This window comes from Brevundimonas nasdae, assembly GCF_019395145.1.
In the GTDB taxonomy this organism is placed as follows: Bacteria; Pseudomonadota; Alphaproteobacteria; order Caulobacterales; family Caulobacteraceae; genus Brevundimonas; species Brevundimonas nasdae.
Genome location: NZ_CP080034.1, coordinates 3,474,672 through 3,492,603 on the forward strand (window position 1 = coordinate 3,474,672; position 17,932 = coordinate 3,492,603).

At 66.3% G+C, this 17,932-nt stretch carries 17 protein-coding genes; 8 read left to right on the top strand and 9 right to left on the bottom strand.

What is annotated here, in order from left to right:
- Nucleotide 1: 1 nt before the first annotated feature.
- The gene (locus KWG56_RS16930) at nt 2-955 is read right to left on the bottom strand and encodes a peptidylprolyl isomerase (RefSeq protein ID WP_244999559.1); all 954 of its coding nucleotides are present in this window, start codon (nt 953-955) and stop codon (nt 2-4) included.
- Nucleotides 956-1,200: 245 nt separating this feature from the next.
- Between KWG56_RS16930 and secA the strand changes: the two genes are divergently transcribed.
- Nucleotides 1,201-4,050 carry a preprotein translocase subunit SecA gene (secA, locus tag KWG56_RS16935; RefSeq protein ID WP_219353038.1) on the top strand — a complete coding sequence of 950 codons (2,850 nt, stop codon included), beginning with the start codon at nt 1,201-1,203 and terminating at the stop codon, nt 4,048-4,050.
- 122 nt (nt 4,051-4,172) lie between these two features.
- Complete coding sequence (locus KWG56_RS16940) at nt 4,173-5,333, top strand: aminotransferase class V-fold PLP-dependent enzyme (RefSeq protein WP_219353039.1); 1,161 nt, start codon at nt 4,173-4,175, stop codon at nt 5,331-5,333.
- Here KWG56_RS16940 and KWG56_RS16945 read toward each other — a convergent pair.
- Nucleotides 5,330-6,376 (bottom strand): hypothetical protein, encoded by a 1,047-nt coding sequence (locus KWG56_RS16945; protein ID WP_244999560.1) that lies wholly within the window; start codon nt 6,374-6,376, stop codon nt 5,330-5,332. The genes KWG56_RS16940 and KWG56_RS16945 overlap by 4 nt on opposite strands.
- A 68-nt stretch (nt 6,377-6,444) precedes the next feature.
- Nucleotides 6,445-7,491 carry a GTPase ObgE gene (obgE, locus tag KWG56_RS16950; RefSeq protein WP_219353040.1) on the bottom strand — a complete coding sequence of 349 codons (1,047 nt, stop codon included), beginning with the start codon at nt 7,489-7,491 and terminating at the stop codon, nt 6,445-6,447.
- Between the two features lie 87 nt (nt 7,492-7,578).
- Between obgE and KWG56_RS16955 the strand changes: the two genes are divergently transcribed.
- Nucleotides 7,579-8,388, top strand: coding sequence for a hypothetical protein (locus KWG56_RS16955; protein ID WP_219353041.1), 810 nt, complete (start codon nt 7,579-7,581; stop codon nt 8,386-8,388).
- A 28-nt stretch (nt 8,389-8,416) separates the two neighbouring features.
- On the opposite strand, the gene KWG56_RS16960 is transcribed toward KWG56_RS16955, so the two are convergent.
- The 5 genes from KWG56_RS16960 to nepR all read right to left on the bottom strand — a co-directional run bounded on the left by KWG56_RS16960 (nt 8,417) and on the right by nepR (nt 12,773).
- Nucleotides 8,417-9,871 carry an NAD-dependent succinate-semialdehyde dehydrogenase gene (locus tag KWG56_RS16960; RefSeq protein ID WP_219353042.1) on the bottom strand — a complete coding sequence of 485 codons (1,455 nt, stop codon included), beginning with the start codon at nt 9,869-9,871 and terminating at the stop codon, nt 8,417-8,419.
- A 90-nt stretch (nt 9,872-9,961) separates the two neighbouring features.
- Nucleotides 9,962-10,099, bottom strand: coding sequence for an entericidin A/B family lipoprotein (locus KWG56_RS16965; RefSeq protein ID WP_201100861.1), 138 nt, complete (start codon nt 10,097-10,099; stop codon nt 9,962-9,964).
- 47 nt (nt 10,100-10,146) lie between these two features.
- A complete protein-coding gene (gene phyK, locus KWG56_RS16970; protein WP_219355341.1) occupies nt 10,147-11,838 on the bottom strand; it encodes a sensor histidine kinase PhyK in 1,692 nt (563 codons plus the stop codon).
- 123 nt (nt 11,839-11,961) lie between these two features.
- Nucleotides 11,962-12,573, bottom strand: coding sequence for a sigma-70 family RNA polymerase sigma factor (locus KWG56_RS16975; protein WP_201100859.1), 612 nt, complete (start codon nt 12,571-12,573; stop codon nt 11,962-11,964).
- On the bottom strand, nt 12,570-12,773 hold the full coding sequence (nepR, locus tag KWG56_RS16980; protein WP_201100858.1) for an anti-sigma T factor NepR: 204 nt from the start codon (nt 12,771-12,773) through the stop codon (nt 12,570-12,572). The genes KWG56_RS16975 and nepR overlap by 4 nt, the downstream gene beginning before the upstream one ends.
- A gap of 199 nt (nt 12,774-12,972) precedes the next feature.
- On the opposite strand from nepR, the gene phyR reads away from it, so the two are divergent.
- The 3 genes from phyR (at nt 12,973) to KWG56_RS16995 (ending at nt 15,544) form a co-directional block, all read left to right on the top strand.
- Nucleotides 12,973-13,767 carry an anti-anti sigma factor/receiver protein PhyR gene (gene phyR, locus KWG56_RS16985; protein WP_201100857.1) on the top strand — a complete coding sequence of 265 codons (795 nt, stop codon included), beginning with the start codon at nt 12,973-12,975 and terminating at the stop codon, nt 13,765-13,767.
- A 329-nt stretch (nt 13,768-14,096) separates the two neighbouring features.
- Entirely contained in the window at nt 14,097-15,116 is a 1,020-nt protein-coding gene (locus tag KWG56_RS16990; protein WP_219353043.1) for an NADP-dependent oxidoreductase, read from the top strand.
- A gap of 20 nt (nt 15,117-15,136) precedes the next feature.
- Nucleotides 15,137-15,544, top strand: a complete 408-nt coding sequence (locus KWG56_RS16995) for a hotdog family protein (RefSeq protein WP_201100855.1) — start codon at nt 15,137-15,139, stop codon at nt 15,542-15,544.
- A gap of 60 nt (nt 15,545-15,604) precedes the next feature.
- Here KWG56_RS16995 and KWG56_RS17000 read toward each other — a convergent pair whose 3' ends face one another.
- Entirely contained in the window at nt 15,605-16,384 is a 780-nt protein-coding gene (locus tag KWG56_RS17000; RefSeq protein WP_201100854.1) for a SapC family protein, read from the bottom strand.
- A gap of 158 nt (nt 16,385-16,542) precedes the next feature.
- Here KWG56_RS17000 and KWG56_RS17005 point away from each other — a divergent pair, with 158 nt between their 5' ends.
- Nucleotides 16,543-17,034 (top strand): Fur family transcriptional regulator, encoded by a 492-nt coding sequence (locus KWG56_RS17005; protein WP_219353044.1) that lies wholly within the window; start codon nt 16,543-16,545, stop codon nt 17,032-17,034.
- Nucleotides 17,035-17,036: 2 nt separating this feature from the next.
- Nucleotides 17,037-17,927 carry an alpha/beta fold hydrolase gene (locus tag KWG56_RS17010; RefSeq protein WP_219353045.1) on the top strand — a complete coding sequence of 297 codons (891 nt, stop codon included), beginning with the start codon at nt 17,037-17,039 and terminating at the stop codon, nt 17,925-17,927.
- The last annotated feature ends 5 nt before the right edge of the window (nt 17,928-17,932 follow it).

The following is a 17,932-nucleotide window of genomic DNA, read 5'->3' on the forward strand; positions in this document are numbered from 1 at the left end:
GTCAGGCGGCCGGTGCGGGGGTGTTGGTCGGGTTGGAGGTCTGGTCGGGCGCCTGGCTGGCGCCCTGGGCGGAGGCGGGTTCCTGACCTTGGCGCGCGCCGTCACCGGGCAGCAGGACGTTCACCTTGGCCTTGTTGCGAAGCTGCTCCAGCAACTGTCGCACCCCTTCATAGGTCAGATAGCGGACAATTTGCGGACGCGCCTGCTCCAGCGTGGGCGGGTTCTCCTTGCGGCGGTCCTCGACCCGCAGCACGGCCCAGCCGCCTTCGGTCTGGAACGGGCCGACTGTGGAGCCGGCCGGTTTGTCGCGCAGGGCGCTGGCGTAGGTCTGCGGCATGACGTCCAGCGTCGAATAGCCCAGGTCGCCGCCGGAGAAGCGCGTCGCCTCGTCCACCGAACGCTCCATCGCCACGGCCTCGAAACTGGCACCCTGACCCAGAATCCCGATCACGGCGTCGGCCTCGGTCTTGGTGCGCGACAGGATCAGGCGGACGCGGATCTCTTCCGAGGTCTTCGCCAGCCGAAGCTGCTCATTATAGAGGTTCTGCACCGCCTGGTCGGAAATGGCGCCGTTGACCACGCTTTCGACCAGCATGTCGCCCAGGATGCGTTCGCGGGTCGCCTCCAGGCGGCGCTGGGCCAGCGGCGAATCGTCCAGACGGCGGCGTTCGGCCTCCTTGGCCAGAAGTTTCTGGTCGATGACCTCGTCCAGAACGCGCCGGAACAGGTCCGATGTCACGTCCAGCGGCTCGCCTTCGCCGATCAGACCCTGCGCCACCGCCTCGCGTTTCACGTCCGAGGCCCAGATGGTTTCCGACTGGACCTTGGCCACCGCCCGATCGCCCGGTTCAGGCGCATGGTCCGTACCGCCGCCACGCGAACAGGCTGAAACCGCCAGTGTCGCCGCCACAAGCGTCACGGTAAGGGTGCTGATGGGCCGCCGGAATGGGGTCAATGGGGCGCTCCGTCGAAGGCGGCCGAAAGCCCCTCGCGTTGACAGGGGTTAGGGCGGTGCTTAAGTCCCGGCTGCGCCCAAGTCGAGGGGTTTTGATCGTCTGCGCGGCCCTTCGCGCGCGCCAGCTTGCGGCGCTCCGGGGCCGCCATCGGTTCGGGCCTCTCTTGAAGCGCCCCTATCGCCGCCCCTAACGGGATTTCAGAGCCGCCCAGCTCGCAGACGCTCGACCGCTTACCGGATCCAACATGCTCGGCTTCGCCAAGAAACTTTTCGGCTCTTCCAACGACCGCAAGGTCAAGGCCTTCCAGGACCACGCCCAGCGCATCAATGCGTTGGAGCCGAAGTTCGCGGCCCTGTCCGACGACGAACTGCGCATGATGACGGACGCCTTCCGCGACCGTCTGGCCAATGGCGAAACCCTGGACAAGATCCTGCCGGAAGCCTTCGCCGTCGTGCGCGAGGCCTCCAAGCGGGTGCTGGGCCAGCGTCAGTACGACGTGCAGCTGGCCGGCGGCATGATCCTGAACGAAGGCGGCATTGCTGAAATGCGCACCGGCGAAGGCAAGACCCTGGTCGCCGTGGCCCCCGTCTATCTGAACGCCTTGCCGGGCAAGGGCGTGCACGTCATCACCGTGAACGACTATCTGGCCCGCCGCGACGCCGAGACGATGGGCAAGGTCTATCGTTTCCTGGGTCTGGAGGTCGGCGTGATCGTCAACGGCCTGAGCCAGGGCCAGCGCCAGCAGGCCTACAACGCCGACGTCACCTACGGCACCAACAACGAATTCGGCTTCGACTATCTGCGCGACAACCTGGTCTATGACCGCCGCGAGATGGTGCAGCGCCCGCACAACTTCGCCATCGTCGATGAAGTCGACTCCATCCTGATCGATGAGGCGCGCACGCCTCTGATCATCTCCGGCCCGACGGAAGACCGTTCGGACCTCTACAAGATCCTGGACAGCCTGATCAAAGATCTGATCAAGGACAAGGACACCTACGAGCTCGACGAAAAGCAGAAACAGGTCCTGCTGACCGAACTGGGCTCCGAGCGGATCGAAGAGGCGCTGGAGCGCGGCGGGCATTTCGCTGCCGACACCACCGGCCTGTACGACGCCGCCAACATCAGCCTGGTCCACCACTCCAACCAGGCCCTGCGCGCCAACACCCTGTACCAGCGCGACAAGGACTACATCATCAAGGACGGCGAGATCGTCCTGATCGACGAGTTCACGGGCCGCATGATGACGGGCCGCCGCCTGTCCGAAGGTCTGCACCAGGCCATCGAGGCCAAGGAGGACGTCAAGATCCAGCCCGAGAACCAGACGCTGGCCTCGGTGACGATCCAGAACTACTTCCGCCTGTACGACAAACTTTCGGGCATGACCGGCACGGCGGCGACCGAGGCCCAGGAATTCGGCGACATCTACAAGATGGACGTGCTGGAGGTGCCGACCAACCGGCCGATCCAGCGCAAGGACTACGACGACGAAGTCTATCGCACCCACGACGAGAAGAACCAGGCGATCGCCAAACAGATCGCCGAATGCCATCTGGCGGGCCAGCCCATCCTGGTCGGCACCGTGTCGATCGAGCGTTCGGAGCAGCTGTCGGACCTGCTGAACCGCTACGAGCACAAGGTCGAGGTCTCGCGCACCCTGAAGAAGGAATATGCAGGCAAGGCCAAGGAAGCCGAAAAGATCGGCGACGCCGCCTATGACATCACCTACGAGACCAAGCTGCGCGGCATCCCGCACAGCGTCCTGAACGCGCGCCAGCACGAACAGGAAGCCTATATCGTCGCCGACGCGGGCCTGCCCGGCTCGGTGACCATCGCCACCAACATGGCGGGCCGCGGCACCGACATCCAGCTCGGTGGTAACCTCGAGATGAAGATGCAGAAGTGGCTGCTGGAGCAGCGCAATCTGGCTGTCGAAGTCACCCACGAGATGGAAGTCGCCAAGGAGGCCGAGTTCAAGGCCGAGATCGCGGTCCTGAAGGAACAGGCGATGGCGGCGGGCGGCCTGTTCGTCCTGGGCACCGAGCGCCACGAAAGCCGCCGCATCGACAACCAGCTGCGCGGCCGCACCGGCCGTCAGGGCGACCCCGGCACCTCGAAATTCTATCTGTCCTGCGAGGACGACCTGCTGCGCATCTTCGCCGGTGATCGTCTGGACTCGATCATGAAGACCTTCGGCGTGGCGCCGGGCGAGGCCATCACCCACCCCTGGCTGAACCGCGCCATCGAAACCGCCCAGAAACGCGTCGAGACCCGCAACTACGACATCCGCAAGAACCTGCTGAAATACGACGACGTCGTGAACGACCAGCGCAAGGCCGTGTTCGAGCAGCGCCAGGAGTTCATGGACTCCGAGGATCTGTCGGAACTGGTCGGCGACTTCCGCCGCGACGTGGTCTCCGACCTGGTCGAGCGTTACATGCCGCCCAAGGCCTACGCCGAGCAGTGGGACATCGACGGCCTGGACGAACGCGTCCGCTCGACCCTGGGTCTGGAACTGCCGCTGCATGACTGGGCCGCCGAGGAAGGCGTGTCCAACGAAGAGATCGAGGAGCGTCTTCTGGCCGCCGCCGACGCCCGCGCCGCCGAACGTCTGGAACAGATCGGCGCCGACCAGACGCGCGGTCTGGAAAAGCAGTTCATGCTGCAGATGATCGACATGCAGTGGCGCGAGCATCTGGTCCATCTGGACCACCTGCGCGGCGTCATCGGTCTGCGCGGCTATGGTCAGCGCGACCCGCTGAATGAGTACAAGACCGAAGCCTTCAACCTGTTTGAAAGCCTGCTCTATGACCTGCGCCACAACGTCACCCGCTGGCTGATGACGGTCGAGTTCCGCTTCCAGGCGCCGCCTGAAATGCCCGAGTTCCAGGAAATCCACCTGAACCCCGGCACCGGCGAAAACGAGATGACCAACCCGCAGGCGCAGAACCCTGAGGGCACGCTGATCGGGGACGAGCGTTCACGCCTGCCCATCGACGCCCTGCCTGCCGGGTGGGAAGTCACCGGCCGCAACGCCCCTTGCCCCTGCGGCTCGGGCCGTAAGTTCAAGCACTGCCACGGGGCGCTGGTCTAAGAGGTCGCGCTACGCGCGGGCGCTATCGCTCGCCGCGCGGCGGCTCGCTGCTTGAGCGCATGAGGCGCGCTGTCGGCTGACCGCATCTTGGTGGGTTCAACTTCGACGGCTAAAGAAGAGGGATGAGCTACAAGTCCCTCTTCTCCCGCGCCCTGTCGCTGGCCCCGGAGCGGCTGCATTTCGCCGCGCACAGCCATCACTTGTGGCCCGACGTCAGTTTCGAGGCTCAAGAGCAGGCCTGGATCGACGCCAACATCCATGCCGACAACAAATGGGATCTGTTGTTCGGCCAGGTGATCCCGCAGGCGCAGGCGAATGTCGCGAAGGAACTGGGCCTGCCGTCGCCGGACAGTCTGGTCTTTTCGTCCAACACCCACGATTTCCTGCTGCGGCTGTTCTCGGGGTTCGAGAAGAAGCCGGTCCGTATTCTGGCGACGGACGGCGAGTTCCACTCGTTCCGCCGACAGGTCGAACGCTGGCAGGAGGCGGGCGAGGCGGTGGTCACCCGCATCCCGCTGGCGCCCTTCGACACCTTTGCCGAGCGGTTCGTCGCTGCGGCGCGTGAAGGTCAGCATGACTGGATCATGGTCAGCCAGGTCTTCTTCCGCACCGGCGGCGTGTTCGACCGGTTCGAGGACCTGGCCGATCTGGCGCGGCCCGAGGGGCCGTGGGTGCTGGTTGACGGCTATCACGGCTTCATGGCGACTCCGACCGATCTGTCAAAGGTGGCGGACCGCATCTTCTATGTCGCAGGCGGTTATAAGTACGCCATGGCGGGGGAGGGGGCCTGTTTCCTGCACGCGCCGCCCGGCTTCTGCCCTCGCCCCGTCGTCACTGGCTGGTTTGCGGAGTTCGGCGACCTGTCCGGTCCACCCGGCGGGGTTCAGTATCGTTCTGACGGCGGCCGTTTCTGGGGCGCCACCTTCGACTGTTCGGCCCTGTACCGTTTCAACGCCGTGCGCGGGATGCTGGCGGATCAGGGCCTGACGACCGCCGATGTCGCCGCCCATGCCCGCGCCCTGGCGCAGCAGTTCCAGACCGCCGTCCAGTCGGGACAGGCCGGCGTGTTGGACCAGGCTGAAATCCTCAATCCCGTGGATGCTGACGCGCCGCGCGCCCGCTTCCTGGCCCTGCGCCACGCTGACGCCAAGACTTGGCAGGCGCGCCTGCTTGAGGCCGACATCGTCACTGACGTGCGAGACGATGTGATCCGCTTCGGCTTCGGCTTCTATCAGGACGAGGCGGACGTGGAGCGCCTGATCGCTGCCTGTCGAGCCCTCTAATAGAAGGTCGTATCGTCCTGCTTCTGGGCCTGCGGGGCATGGCGTGTCGTCGCGGGCGGACGCGGACGCGGTTGTGAAGGCGCAGGCGGCCGGGCCTGAGGCCGGGCCTGAGGCTGGGACTGAGGACGAGGCTGCGGCTGCGGCGCTGTTGGCGCGAACGGGCCAGGCAGAGGCTCGGGACGGGCCAGCGGATAGGGCGCATAGGGCTCGGACGGCGCTGCGGCAGCCGGCGTGGGCGACAGTTTGGGATAGGGCAGGGCGCCGTCATCGGCGGGGGCGGCGGGTTGGACCGGCTCGATCTGCAGGGGCTCCTCGACCGGGTTGATCACCTCCTCATCCGGCGCTGGCTGGCCCACGCGGTCGGGCGCGCTCAGATCATCGCGCAGGGCGGACCAGGACCGGCTGTCGACGCAGGCGCAGGCCTTGAGGAAACCCTGCCGGTCGCGCCACAGGATCAGCGGATAGGTCACCCGCACGCCCGCCTGTTTCAGCAACAGGCTCAACTGTTCGTCGAACTGGCGGCTGGCGTCCACGACCGCCGTGCGGGCCAGATTGCCGTCCGCCTGGGGCACGCCCGCCGCCGTCCAACTGCGCGACGGGGTGGCCATCCAGCGTTGGTGCAGCATCCAGTCGCGGCTCAACCACAGTTCAGCGACCGTGGCCCGTTCCGCCGCCGTGGACTGGGCCAGGCCCTCGCGGTCGGCCCGAGCGAAGACGATGTAGCGGACCTCGACGCCCGCCGCCCGCAGCTTGGCGGCCTCTTCGCGCTCATAGCGTTGGGCCGAGGCGCTGTCGCGGTAGCTGACGATATAGACGGCCTGGCCGCCTGCGCCGTCCGACACCCACGAGGCCTCGTCCAGCAGCCGTTGGATCTGCGCCTGATTGCGGTTGATCGTCACCGGCTGGAAGCGCGCATGGAAATGCCAGTAGGCCCAGTAGGCGACGCCCGCGAGCAGCAGGCCGATCAGGGCGGCGGCGGCTGATCCTATGAAAAAGCGACGCATCAGGGCCGAACGCTCCAGCTTCATCTCGGACGAGGCCAAGCCATAGCATCGAAAATCGCCGCCTGCGCGGACGGGCGGCGATTTCTGATTTCAGGCGGAACGGCGGATCAGGGCTGCCAGCCGGTGACCTGACCGGCGTCGCTTTCCTCGGCCAGGGCGCCGCGCGTCTTCTTCACCTCGGCCCAGGCGGCGCGAAGCAAGGCGGGGACGCCCTCGCCCGAGACGCCGGAGACCAGCATGGGGCGGCGGCCGGCGGCGGCCTGCAGTTGGGCGGCCTTTTCCTCGCGCTCTTCAGGCGACAGGGCGTCGATCTTGTTCAGGGCCAGGATCTCGGCCTTGTCGCCCAGGCCTTCGCCATAGGCTTCCAGTTCGCCGCGAATGACATGATAGGCGGCGACCACATCGTCCTGGGTGCCGTCGATCAGATGGATCAGGCTGGCCGACCGCTCGACGTGGCCCAGGAAGCGCGTTCCCAGGCCTGCGCCTTCGCTGGCGCCTTCGATCAGGCCGGGAATGTCGGCGATGACGAACCGCTCGGACGGCGACAGGTCCACCATGCCCAGGTTCGGCGTCAGGGTGGTGAAGGGATAGTCGGCGACCTTGGGGCGCGCGGCGCTGGCGGCGGACAGGAAGGTCGACTTGCCCGCATTGGGCAGGCCCGCCAGACCGATGTCGGCGATCAGCTTCAGACGCAGCCAGATCCAGCGCTCCTGACCTTCCTGGCCCGGATTGGCGTGGGTCGGCGCCTGGTTGATCGGCCCCTTGAAGCGCACATTGCCCCAGCCGCCGTTGCCGCCCTTCAGCAGCATCTCGATCTTGCCGGGCTTATCCAGGTCCAGCAGGACGGTTTCCTTGTCTTCGTCCAGCACCTGGGTGCCGACGGGCACCTTCAGATGGATGTCATCGCCCTTGCCGCCGTGCATCTGGCGGCCCTGGCCGTGGTGGCCGGTCTGGGCCTTGAAATGCTGCTGGTAGCGATAGTCGATCAGGGTGTTCAGCCCCTCGACCGCCTCGATCCAGACGTCGCCGCCCTTGCCGCCGTCGCCGCCGTCGGGACCGCCGTTGGGAATGAATTTCTCGCGTCGGAACGACACGGAGCCCGCGCCGCCATTGCCGGAACGGATGTAGATTTTTGCCTGGTCGAGGAACTTCATCGCGGGCTTATGCCAAAAGACCGAGGCGAGGGCGAGGCGTAGCGTAATTCACAGGTCATTAAGCGGTGCGGTCCAGACTCTTCGCCCATGAACGTCTCGTCCGCCACATCCATGGTCAATGTCCTGGCCGAAGGCCGCGCCCAGCGCGAAAAGGCCGCCCAGGATCGCGCCGAGACCAAGCTGCGTGACGCCCAGTCGGCGGTGGCGACGCTGAAACAGATGAACTCGGCCTCCTCCAGCCAGGCGTCGGAACAGCGCAAGGCGGCCGCCAAACAGAAGGTGGATCAGATCAAGGCCCGCCTGCGGATGCTGCAGATGAGCGGTTCGGTCGATCCCAAGGTGCTGGCCCAACTGGCGCGCGAGCTGAAGTCTGCGGTCAAGGGCTACACCGGCGCAGGCGGCTCTGTTGGTGATCTGGGGGCGACGCCCGCCCCGGCGTCCGCGACCGCCTCATCGCCAGACGCCGCGTCAGCTCAGGCCGCATCGGGCGACGGCGCCGAGGCGGGGGCCAACGCCCAGAACGCCCAGAACGCCCAGACGACATCGGCTGAGCCCGACGAGAAAACCGGCGACGGCGACAAGGAGGCCGCGGCCAACCCGGCGGACCCGCGCGCCGAAACCAATCCCTACAAGCGCATGGCCCAGGAGGCCGAGGTCAGGTTCGCCGAGGCCGCGCGCCACGGTGAGGCCGCCAAGGCCGACCGCGAGTTTCTGTCGGACGTCCGTAACCTGGCCAACCGCATCAAGAGCCTGGCCAAGTCGGCGGCTGCGGCCAAGGCGGATCCGGCCAAGCAACGCGACGGCGTCGAGGCGGAAAAAGCCGCCGCCGAGGCCCTGAAACAGGTCGAGGACGCGGCCAAGGATCTGGGTGCGCCGGGTATCTCCCTGACCGTCTGAGACGCCCGGATTCTGGTCTGAAATGCGCCTATTTCAGCGCCAGGGTCACCGTCTTGATGTCCACATATTCGTCGATGCCGTGGATTGAGCCTTCGCGGCCATAGCCGGACTGCTTGACCCCGCCGAACGGGGCGACGGCGGTGGAGATCAGGCCGGTGTTGACCCCGCACATCCCCGCCTCGATCCGGCGCGAAAACCGCATGGCCCGGTCCAGGTCGCGGGTGAACAGATAGGACGCCAGGCCGAACTCGCTGGCGTTGGCCTTCTCCAGCGCCTCGTCTTCGGTGTCGAAGGCGAAGACGGGGATCATCGGGCCAAAGGTCTCTTCCTCACGGAACAGTTCGTCGTCGCCGCCCAAGGTCACGGTCGGCTGGAAGAAGCGCCCGCCCAATTCATGGCGTGATCCGCCGGTCAGCACCTTGCCGCCATCGGCCCTGACCGCCGCGACGTGCTTCTCGACCTTGTCGATGGCCTTTTCCTCGATCAGCGGGCCGACCTTGACGCCTTCGTCGAAGGCGGCGCCGACCTTGATCCGGGCCACCTCGGCGGCAAGTTTTTCGGCGTAGGCCTCGGCGACCGCACGTTCGACATAGACGCGGTTTGGGCAGACGCAGGTCTGGCCGGAGTTCCTGAACTTGCCCTTGATGGTTTCCGTCACCGCCAGATCAAGATCGGCGTCGGCGAAGACGATCAGGGGCGCCGCGCCGCCCAGCTCCATCGACACCCGCTTCAGCGTCGGGGCGCACTGTTCGGCCAGTTTGCGGCCCACGCCGGTCGAGCCGGTGAAGCTCAGCTTGCGGATCAGGGGACTGTCGGTCAGCACCTTGCCGATGTTAGCCGCGTCGCCCGTCACGATGGACAGGGCGCCCTTGGGCAGTCCTACCTGATAGGCCAGTTCCGCCAGGGCGATGGCGGTGAAGGGGGTCTGACTGGCGGGCTTGACCACGGCGGTGCAGCCTGCGGCGAAGGCCGGTCCCAGCTTGCGCGTCAGCATGGCGGCGGGGAAGTTCCACGGCGTGATCAGGGCGCACGGCCCGATCGCCTCGCGATAGGTCAGGATCAGATGGCCCAGGGGGCTGTCCTGCGTCTCGCCGATCAGCCGCTCGGCCTGACCGGCGAACCATTTCAGGAAGCTGTTGGCGTAGGCGACCTCGCCCTTGGCCTCTTCGAACGGCTTGCCGTTCTCCAGCGCCATCAGGGCGCCCAGACCTTCGGTGTTCTCGTCGATCAAGGCGGCCCAGGCGCGCAGGAAGGCCGCGCGCTTGTGCGGATCGGAACGGGACCAGTCGGTGAAGGCGTCGGCGGCGGCCTGGATGGCGGCCTCGGTCTCTTTGGCGCCCAGATCGGGGACGTGGCCGATGATGTCGCCGGTCGCCGGATCGTCCACGGCGATGCCGCCGCCCTTCGCAGGGATCGGTTCTCCAGCGATCAGGGCGTGCTGTTTCAGCAGGGCGAGGCCGGCGTTGCGGGCGGTCTGGTTCACAGCGATCTCCTGAGGCGGTCTTGAAACGAACAAGGCCCCGGCGGAGCGGGGCCTTGCAAGCGTCTTTGGCGCGGCGTGGCCGCTTTCGGATTAGTTCTTGGCGTCCTGGGCGGCGCCGGTGACGGCGTGGCCGGCGGCGGCGGTGTCGCGGCCCACGCCTTCAACCGTGTTGCAGGCGGCGGTGGTCAGGGCTGCGGCGGCGGCGACCAGAATAAAGATCTTGCGCATGGGTGTCTCTCCAGATTGCCGACGTCGAGGGGCGTCGGTTCGCTGGTCTAACGCGACGCTTTGGCGGCGGTTCCGGCCTTGTCGGTCGGATCGTTGGGCGTCAGGGCCTCAGGGGTGACAAAGGTCATGCGGGCGATGGCGCCGCCTGACGGCGCCTCGACGATTTCGGCCTCGCCGCGCAGCTGTTTGGCGAAGGCCCCCATCAGGGTGCGGCCCACCCCGGCCTCTGCGATCCCGGCGGCGCCGGGGCCGTCGTCCTCGACCTCCAGCAGGCTGGTGTCGCCATTGACCTTGAAGCGGACTTTGAGTTCGCCGCCGCGCCCGGCGAAGGCGTGTTTCTGGGCGTTGGTCACCGCCTCGACCAGCCACAGGGCCAGGGGCGCCAGCTTGTCCGGGTCGACAAACAGGCTGTCGGCCTCCACCGAACTGGTGACCAAGGGGCCGCGCCCCGCCTCGCTGGCGATCAACTGGCCGACCAGTTCGGTCAGGAAGACCTTGGCGTCGGCGTGGCGGATGTCCTCGCTCTGGTAAAGGGTGCGATAGATCAGGGCCAGGGCTGAAATCCGCTGGCGCGTATCCCCCAGCGCAGCCTTGGCCGGGGCGTCCGTCAGAGCGCGCTGCTGCATCGACAGCAGGGACGAGATGATCTGCAGGTTGTTCTTCACCCGGTGGTGGATCTCGCGCATCAGCGCGTCCTTTTCCGCCAGCGAGGCATTCAGTTCGATGTCGCGCTCGGTGATGGCCTCGGCCATCTCGTCCAGGGTCTTGGCCATGATGCGGATTTCGGACGGGGCGTTCATCGCCTGCAGCGGACGCACCGAGAACCGGCCCTTGGCGTAGATGGCCGCAACCCGCTCCAGATAGTCCAGCCAGCGGATGAAGATGCGCTCCGACAACAGCATCACCGCCGCAAACGCCGTCAGCCAGGCGCCCAGGGGCAGGAGCAGGGTGCTGATCGGATTGAGCCGCGCCCAGGACAGCAGGCCGGGTGCGGGGGCGGACAGCAGGGCGTACAGGTCGCCGCCGGCCAGGGGCGCCGCGGAATAATCACGCCGGTGCCCGCCGGTGTCCCTGGCCTCGAACACCGACGAGCCGTGCTCGCTGGCGCGTTTGATCCAACTGCCGACCTTGCCGCTCTGGTTCAGGACGAAGGCTTCAGGATTGCTGGCGACCAGAAGCCGTCCCGTGGAATCGGCGATGGCGGCGTCGGAACCTGCGGGCAGGGCGCGGTCATGGGTGTTCGGCTGCAGGACCGACAGCGGAATGACCGCCGCCATGGCGCCGTCGAACGCGCCCATCGGCCGTTCCGCGCGGATGGCGATGATCAGCGCGGCCTGATAGCCGGAACTGGCGGGCGCGCGCTCCACCACCAGGCTTTCGCCGCCTTTCAGTCGCCGGAACCAAGGGGCTTCGGACGCGGGGGCCACGTCCGACCTTGCGCCGTCGCTGCGGCCGGAGGCGCAGATGGCCTGGCCCCCCGCGTTCAGTCGATAAAGGCCTTCATAGCCCTCAAGCTGGTTCACCAGGGCGGTCAGGCGGGACGCGCAGTAGGGACCTATGGCGTCCGGCGCCAGGGCGCGCAGCAGGATATGGGCGCTGTCCAACTGCGCCTTGGCGTTGTCGGCGGAACGTTCGGCGGCCAGTTGCAGTCCGACCTGCCGATCCTGCGCCTGTTGCCGGAAATCAGCCTGCGTCTGGATAAGGCTCAGGATGAAGATCGGCAGCAGAGCCGCCGCCATGGCGACGCCCAGTCGAAAACGGATGCCCTGAAACCGCTCTGAATCCCAGCCGCGCGACAGCTTCGGCTTGCGCCGATGGTCCTTTTCTCGCCCCGACGGCCTGATTTCGGCGGTCAACGAAGCCTATCCTCGGGCGCCGCTGAGACGGTCTGCTTCTCCCAGAATGCTGCGCATGGCGTCACCCGCCGCCTTGCCGTCGCGGTCATAGCCGCCCCGTTCCAGCGTGGCCTGAAGGGCGCGGCGCGCACGGCTGACGCGGCTCTTGACCGTGCCGACGGCGCATCCGCAGATTTCAGCCGCCTCTTCGTAGGCGAAGCCGCCTGCGCCGACCAGAATCAAGGCTTCGCGCTGTTCTTCGGGCAGGGTTTTCAGGGCCTGACGCAATTCGTCCAGGGCGACCGGGGCTTCCGGGTCGTCGACGGCGACCAGGGTGCGTTCGGCGGCCTCCTGGTCCAGCTGCGACTGACGCCACGACCGGCGCTTTTCGGAATAGAACTGGTTGCGCAGGATCATGAAGGTCCAGGCCTTCATGTTTGTGCCCATCTGATAGCTGGCGCGGGCGTCCCAGGCCTTCATCATGGCGTCCTGCGCCAGATCGTCGGCGGCGGTCGGATCACCGGTCAGGGTTCGGGCGAAGGCGCGCAGATGCGGGATCAGCGCGACAAGCTCATGTTTGAAGGCGTTATCGTCCGCCGACGGAGGCTTGGGCGCAGCGCCCAGGCGCGAGGTGCTCATGCGGCGCCCCCAGACGAGCGTTCATCGGCTCGTCGCAAGATGTCGAGAAACTCGTCCGGAACCGGCTCATTCACCACTTCATCGAACATATGACGCAGCTTCACCCCGATGGCCTGCTGGCGCAGTCGGGCTTCTTCGAGCACCACCTCATCATGCTCGTCGACGTCCGTGCGCCGCGAAGTCTCAGTAGAATCAATCATAGACAGAACACCGCCCACCCAACTGCAGTGCAGAAATGCAGCAGGCTTAACGCCCGCCACCCTGCACGGTTCCGCATCAATCGCTTTTAATGCTCAAGCTTCTCTGATGATATGGAACCGTGCCGTGTCCAATACGTTTCTGTTCGCTGTAGCGCTTTCTCGCGGATCGAGAGGGCCGATTAGTCGGGGAAAAACCGGAATGAGCCTTCTGGCTAGACTTGCGCCTCACCTGCCTTACGTCCGCCGTTACGCGCGGGCGCTAACCGGCGATCAGGCGACGGGCGATAATTATGTACGCGTAGCGCTTGAGGCCCTGGCGGCTGGCGAACAGCAGCTGTCTCCCGAAATGACGCCGCGCGTCGCCCTGTATCACGTCTTCCACACCATCTGGTCCGCCACAGGCGCTCAGTTGGAAGACAAGGGACCGACCGAAGGCCGCGACGATGCGTCCCGCCGCCTGCTGCTGATCGCGCCGCGTTCGCGTCAGGCCTTCCTTCTGACCGCGCTGGAAGGCTTCACCCCTTCCGAAGCCGCCCAGATCCTGGGCGCTGACCCGCGTGATGTTGAACGTCTGATCGCCGACGCCCAATCCGACATCGACGCCGAACTGGCCACGGACGTCCTGGTCATCGAAGACGAGGCCATCATCTCGGCCGACATCCAAAGCCTGGTGAAGGAGCTGGGCCACCGCGTGACCGGCGCCGCCACCACCCACGACGAAGCCATCGAGGCTGTGGCCCGCCATCGTCCGGGTCTGGTCTTGGCTGATATTCAGCTGGCCGATGGTTCGTCGGGCATTGATGCGGTCAAGGAGATCCTCAAGGACTTCGATGTCCCCGTCATCTTCATCACCGCCTTCCCCGAGCGGTTGCTGACCGGCGAACGGCCTGAGCCGACCTTCCTGATCACCAAACCCTTCCAGCCGGAAACGGTGAAGGCGGCGATCAGCCAGGCGCTGTTCTTCCACCCGTCGCGCCAGCGCGAAGCCGCATAAGGCGACGCCTCGATCATATTGCGAAAGCCCCGTCCCCTTCGGCGACGGGGCTTTTTCATGCGTCTCACCCAAATGATCCGGCATGGGTTCGAAAAAAGCGTATGCGCCGGGGAACCAGTGTTCTGGCGCCTCGTTATCGGTCTGCGGAGGCGGCGACGCCCCCCCCGACTTGAGATTGGCGACAGCCAATCTGTCGCCTCCGCGCCTCATTCTCGATGATGCCACTTCAAGGCGGCCCGCTTGGGTCGCCTTTTTCTTTGCGTGTCGTCTCGACCCTGTGGTGCGGGCGGGCCAAGGTGGCGGTTGGGAGAAACGTGCGGAGAAGCCTGATGGCCGGCATGAACAGACAATGGGTGCTGCGACAGCGCCCCAAGGGCTTGATCAAAAAGGGCGATCTGGAGCTGGTCGAAAGCCCGATTCCGGATTTGAAGGAATCGGAAGTGCTGGTCCGGACCGTCTATCTGTCGCTGGACCCGACCAACCGCACATGGATGAATGATTCCGAAGGCTATCTGCCGCCGGTCGCCCTGGGCGAGGTCATGCGCGGACTGACGCTGGGGGTGGTGGAGGCGACGCGGTCGTCGCGGTTCCGTGTCGGCGACGTCGTATCACCCCTGTCGGGGGGCTGGGCGGACTACGCTGTGGTCAGGGAGCAGGCGCTGCGTCCGATCCACCGTGCGCCCGGCTTGCAATTGACGGCCAATATGTCGGTTTTGGGCATGACGGGTCTGACGGCCTATTTCGGCGTGACCGACGTGCTCAAGGCCAAGGGAGGCGAGACCCTGGTGATATCGGCGGCGGCGGGCGCCGTCGGCTCGATCGCCGGTCAGATCGCCAAACAGCGCGGCTGTCGGGTCATCGGCATTGCGGGCGGACCGGAGAAATGCGCCTGGCTGACCGGCGAACTGGGGTTCGACGCGGCCATCGACTACAAGAACGAGGATGTGGGCGAGGCGCTGGACCGGCTGGCGCCGGACGGCGTCGATCTGAATTTCGAGAATGTCGGCGGCGACATCATGATCGCCGTCTTCAACCGGTTGAAGGTGCATGGCCGCATGGCGGTCTGTGGTCTGGTTTCGTCCTACAACGCCACCAAGGCGCCGCCGTCGCCGAACTTCGCGCGCATCATCACCCATCGGCTGGACGTGCAGGGCTTCCTGGTCCTGGACTACGCGCACCGCGCTCAGGAAATGGCCGCCGAAATGGCGCCCTGGCTGATCGATGGCCAGGTGAAGTGGAAGGTGCACGTGGATGACGGGCTGGAAGGGGCCGTCACTTCGCTGAACCGCTTGTTCACCGGCGATCACGACGGCAAGCTGCTGGTCCGCGTTTCCGAAGAACCGGCCTGACGCGAGAACTGAGAGACGCCATGAGCGACCCGTTGTTCGTCCATTTCGAAGACCTTGAGACCGGTCAGGTCGTGCCTCTGGGCGCCTGTGCGGTCGACCAGGAGGCGATGGACCTGTTCACCGAACGGTTCCAGCCCGGCTGGGACACCGCCTATGGGGCGCCGGACGCCATGGTCTATGTGCTGTGGAGCCGTCTGGCGGCGGACAAGGCGGCGCACTGGGCCCAGACCAAGGTGCTGGCCGTCGACGCCCTGCGCTATCTGCGCAATCCGCCCGCAGGCGAGCTGCTGCGCGGCCGCATGACCGTGATGGGCAAGGACCCGGTCGGCGACGAAAAGGGCATCGTCATCGCCTCTCATGACCTGCTGGATGAGGCGGGGCGGCTGGTTTTCTCGTGCCTGACGCGAGCGCTGTTTTCGCGCCGCTGAAATGAAAACGCCCCGCTGGTCGAACCAGCGGGGCGAAATCTTTTCAGGCCTTGAGACGTCTTAGTTGACGGTCGCGGCGGTCTGGTTGCGCACGAAGGCCAGGGCGATCAGACGATCCCAGCCCAGCAGCGACACCAGGTGGGCGTAGATCTGGCCCAGGGCGCCGTTGTCGCGCAGTTCGGCCAGCTTTTCAGGCGACAGGGCGCGCAGCTTGTCTTCCGAAACGGCGTAGTATTCGGCGATCTTCTGCGGCTCGCCGGGGGCGCCGTTCTCGTCGCGCGGCGTGAACAGGGCTTCGCGCACGTCCAGCAGGTCCAGCTCGTTGACCAGCTTGACGAAAGACTCGGTGCGCAGGCGCTCCTGTTCGAAGTTGTTGCAGAACTCCATCGCCATGTTCGTGTAGTCGCTGGGCTGGCCATTGACGAACAGCGGGTTCTCGCCGCCCTCGGCGACGATGTCGGCGCCGCGATCGATGCACAGGATCAGGCGGCCGTTGGCCTTGTCGTCGGCGAAGACGAAGGGATAGCGGCGCACATAGGCGGGGATGTAGGCGTCGTGACGGAACACGCCTTCCGGCGACACGAACAGATTGTCGTTCTGGTTCAGGCCCATGACGGCGACCGGCTGGCGGCTCTCGCCGACAAAGATCACGGGATAGGACAGGGCGGCGGCGGCGAACTCGGTCACCGTCAGCGGCACCACGTTCGTCTGGGCGACGAAGGCGTAAGGCTCGGCCTTGGCGTTGACGCCCAGGTTGCCGTGCTGGGCGGCGTCAAGCGGCTCCGGCTTGTTGTAGAACAGGACGTTGCCTTCGAGCGGCGATTGAGTGGTGTCGGTCATAAAAGGCCAGGACGCTCTAGAATGGGATGAAGCGGGCCTTCTAACGCAAGCCTGTCCCTGCGGCAAACGCCGTAACCTGAACCTTATCTGACGATATCGCGATGTAGGCGTGGACGCCCTGTGTTGCGGTGCGGGCGTTCAGCCATTAGCTGTGGTCCATGGGTTCCGCCTGCGATCATGACCACGACCATTCGGGCCTGCATGGCTCTACGCTGACGCGTGCGCTGGAGGCGGCCGAGGCGCGCGCGTCAGCGGCAGGCGAGCGGATGACGGCGCCGCGTCGCCGCGTCCTGGCCCTGCTGCTGGAGACCGGCGAGCCGGTGAAGGCCTATGACCTGATCGCCCGTTTCGGCGAGGACGGACAGGCTGCAAAGCCCCCGACCGTCTATCGCGCGCTGGAGTTTCTGGAGCGTCTGGGCATGGCCCACCGCATCGCCTCCATCAGCGCCTATGTCGCCTGCGCCGAACATGAGGGCGCGGCGTCGCACGCCGCCGCCTTTCTGATCTGCGACTGCTGCGGTTCGACGCGCGAGGTCGCAGGCCCGGATCAGGGGGCCATCGACGCCGCCGCCGCTGCCGCCGGCTATCAGATCGCCCGCACCACGATCGAGGCGCATGGCCGTTGCCCCGCCTGCCGCGAGGCTGCGTGATCATGGATGCGGCCCTGATGGCCCCGCCCCGCCGCCTGACCGTGCCCATCGACAATCGCTGGGGCGCGGGCGAGATGTCGGTGCTGGATTTCGGTGATCCGAAACGTCCGGTCGACCTGATCTTCTCTCACGCCAACGGCTTCAACGCCGCCACCTACCGCAGCCTGCTGTCGCCGCTGTCGGCGTCGCTGCGCATCTGGGCGCCGGATCTGCGCGGGCATGGTCTGACGCGCCTGCCGACCGATCCGCGCGTCAAGACCAGCTGGCTGGACTACCGCGACGACCTGCTGGGCCTGCTGAAGGCGGTCGAGGGACCGCCGGTGGTTCTGGCCGGGCATTCGATGGGCGGAACCTCGTCTCTGATGGCGGCGGCGGAACAGCCGGACCGGGTGTCCAGTCTGGTTCTCTTCGATCCGGTGATCTGGAAACGCTCGGCGGTCTTCGCCTTCAACCTGCCTTTCGCCCGTCTGGCTCTGGACAACATCCCCATCGCCAAGTCCACGCGTCGTCGCCGCGCCGTGTTCGACAGCCCCGAACAGGCCATGGCCGCCTATCGCGGGCGGGGCGCCTTCAAGGGTTGGCCCGACATGGTGCTGGCCGACTATCTCAGCGACGGCCTGACCCAGACGCCTGAGGGCTGGGCCCTGACGGCGAAGCCGGAGTGGGAGGCCGCCAACTACGCCGCCCAGGCCCATGATCCGTGGCGGGCGCTGCGCCGCTATCCCGGCCCGATCCGCATTCTGAAAGCCGAGCACGGCGCCCTGACCAGCGTGCCGGTCGGTTCTCACGCCGCGCGCAATCTGACGGTCGAGGTCGTTCCCGGCGGCGGCCATCTGTTCCCCATGACCCACGCCGACATCGCCCGCGACGCCCTGTTCGAGGCGGCTGTCTGACGACG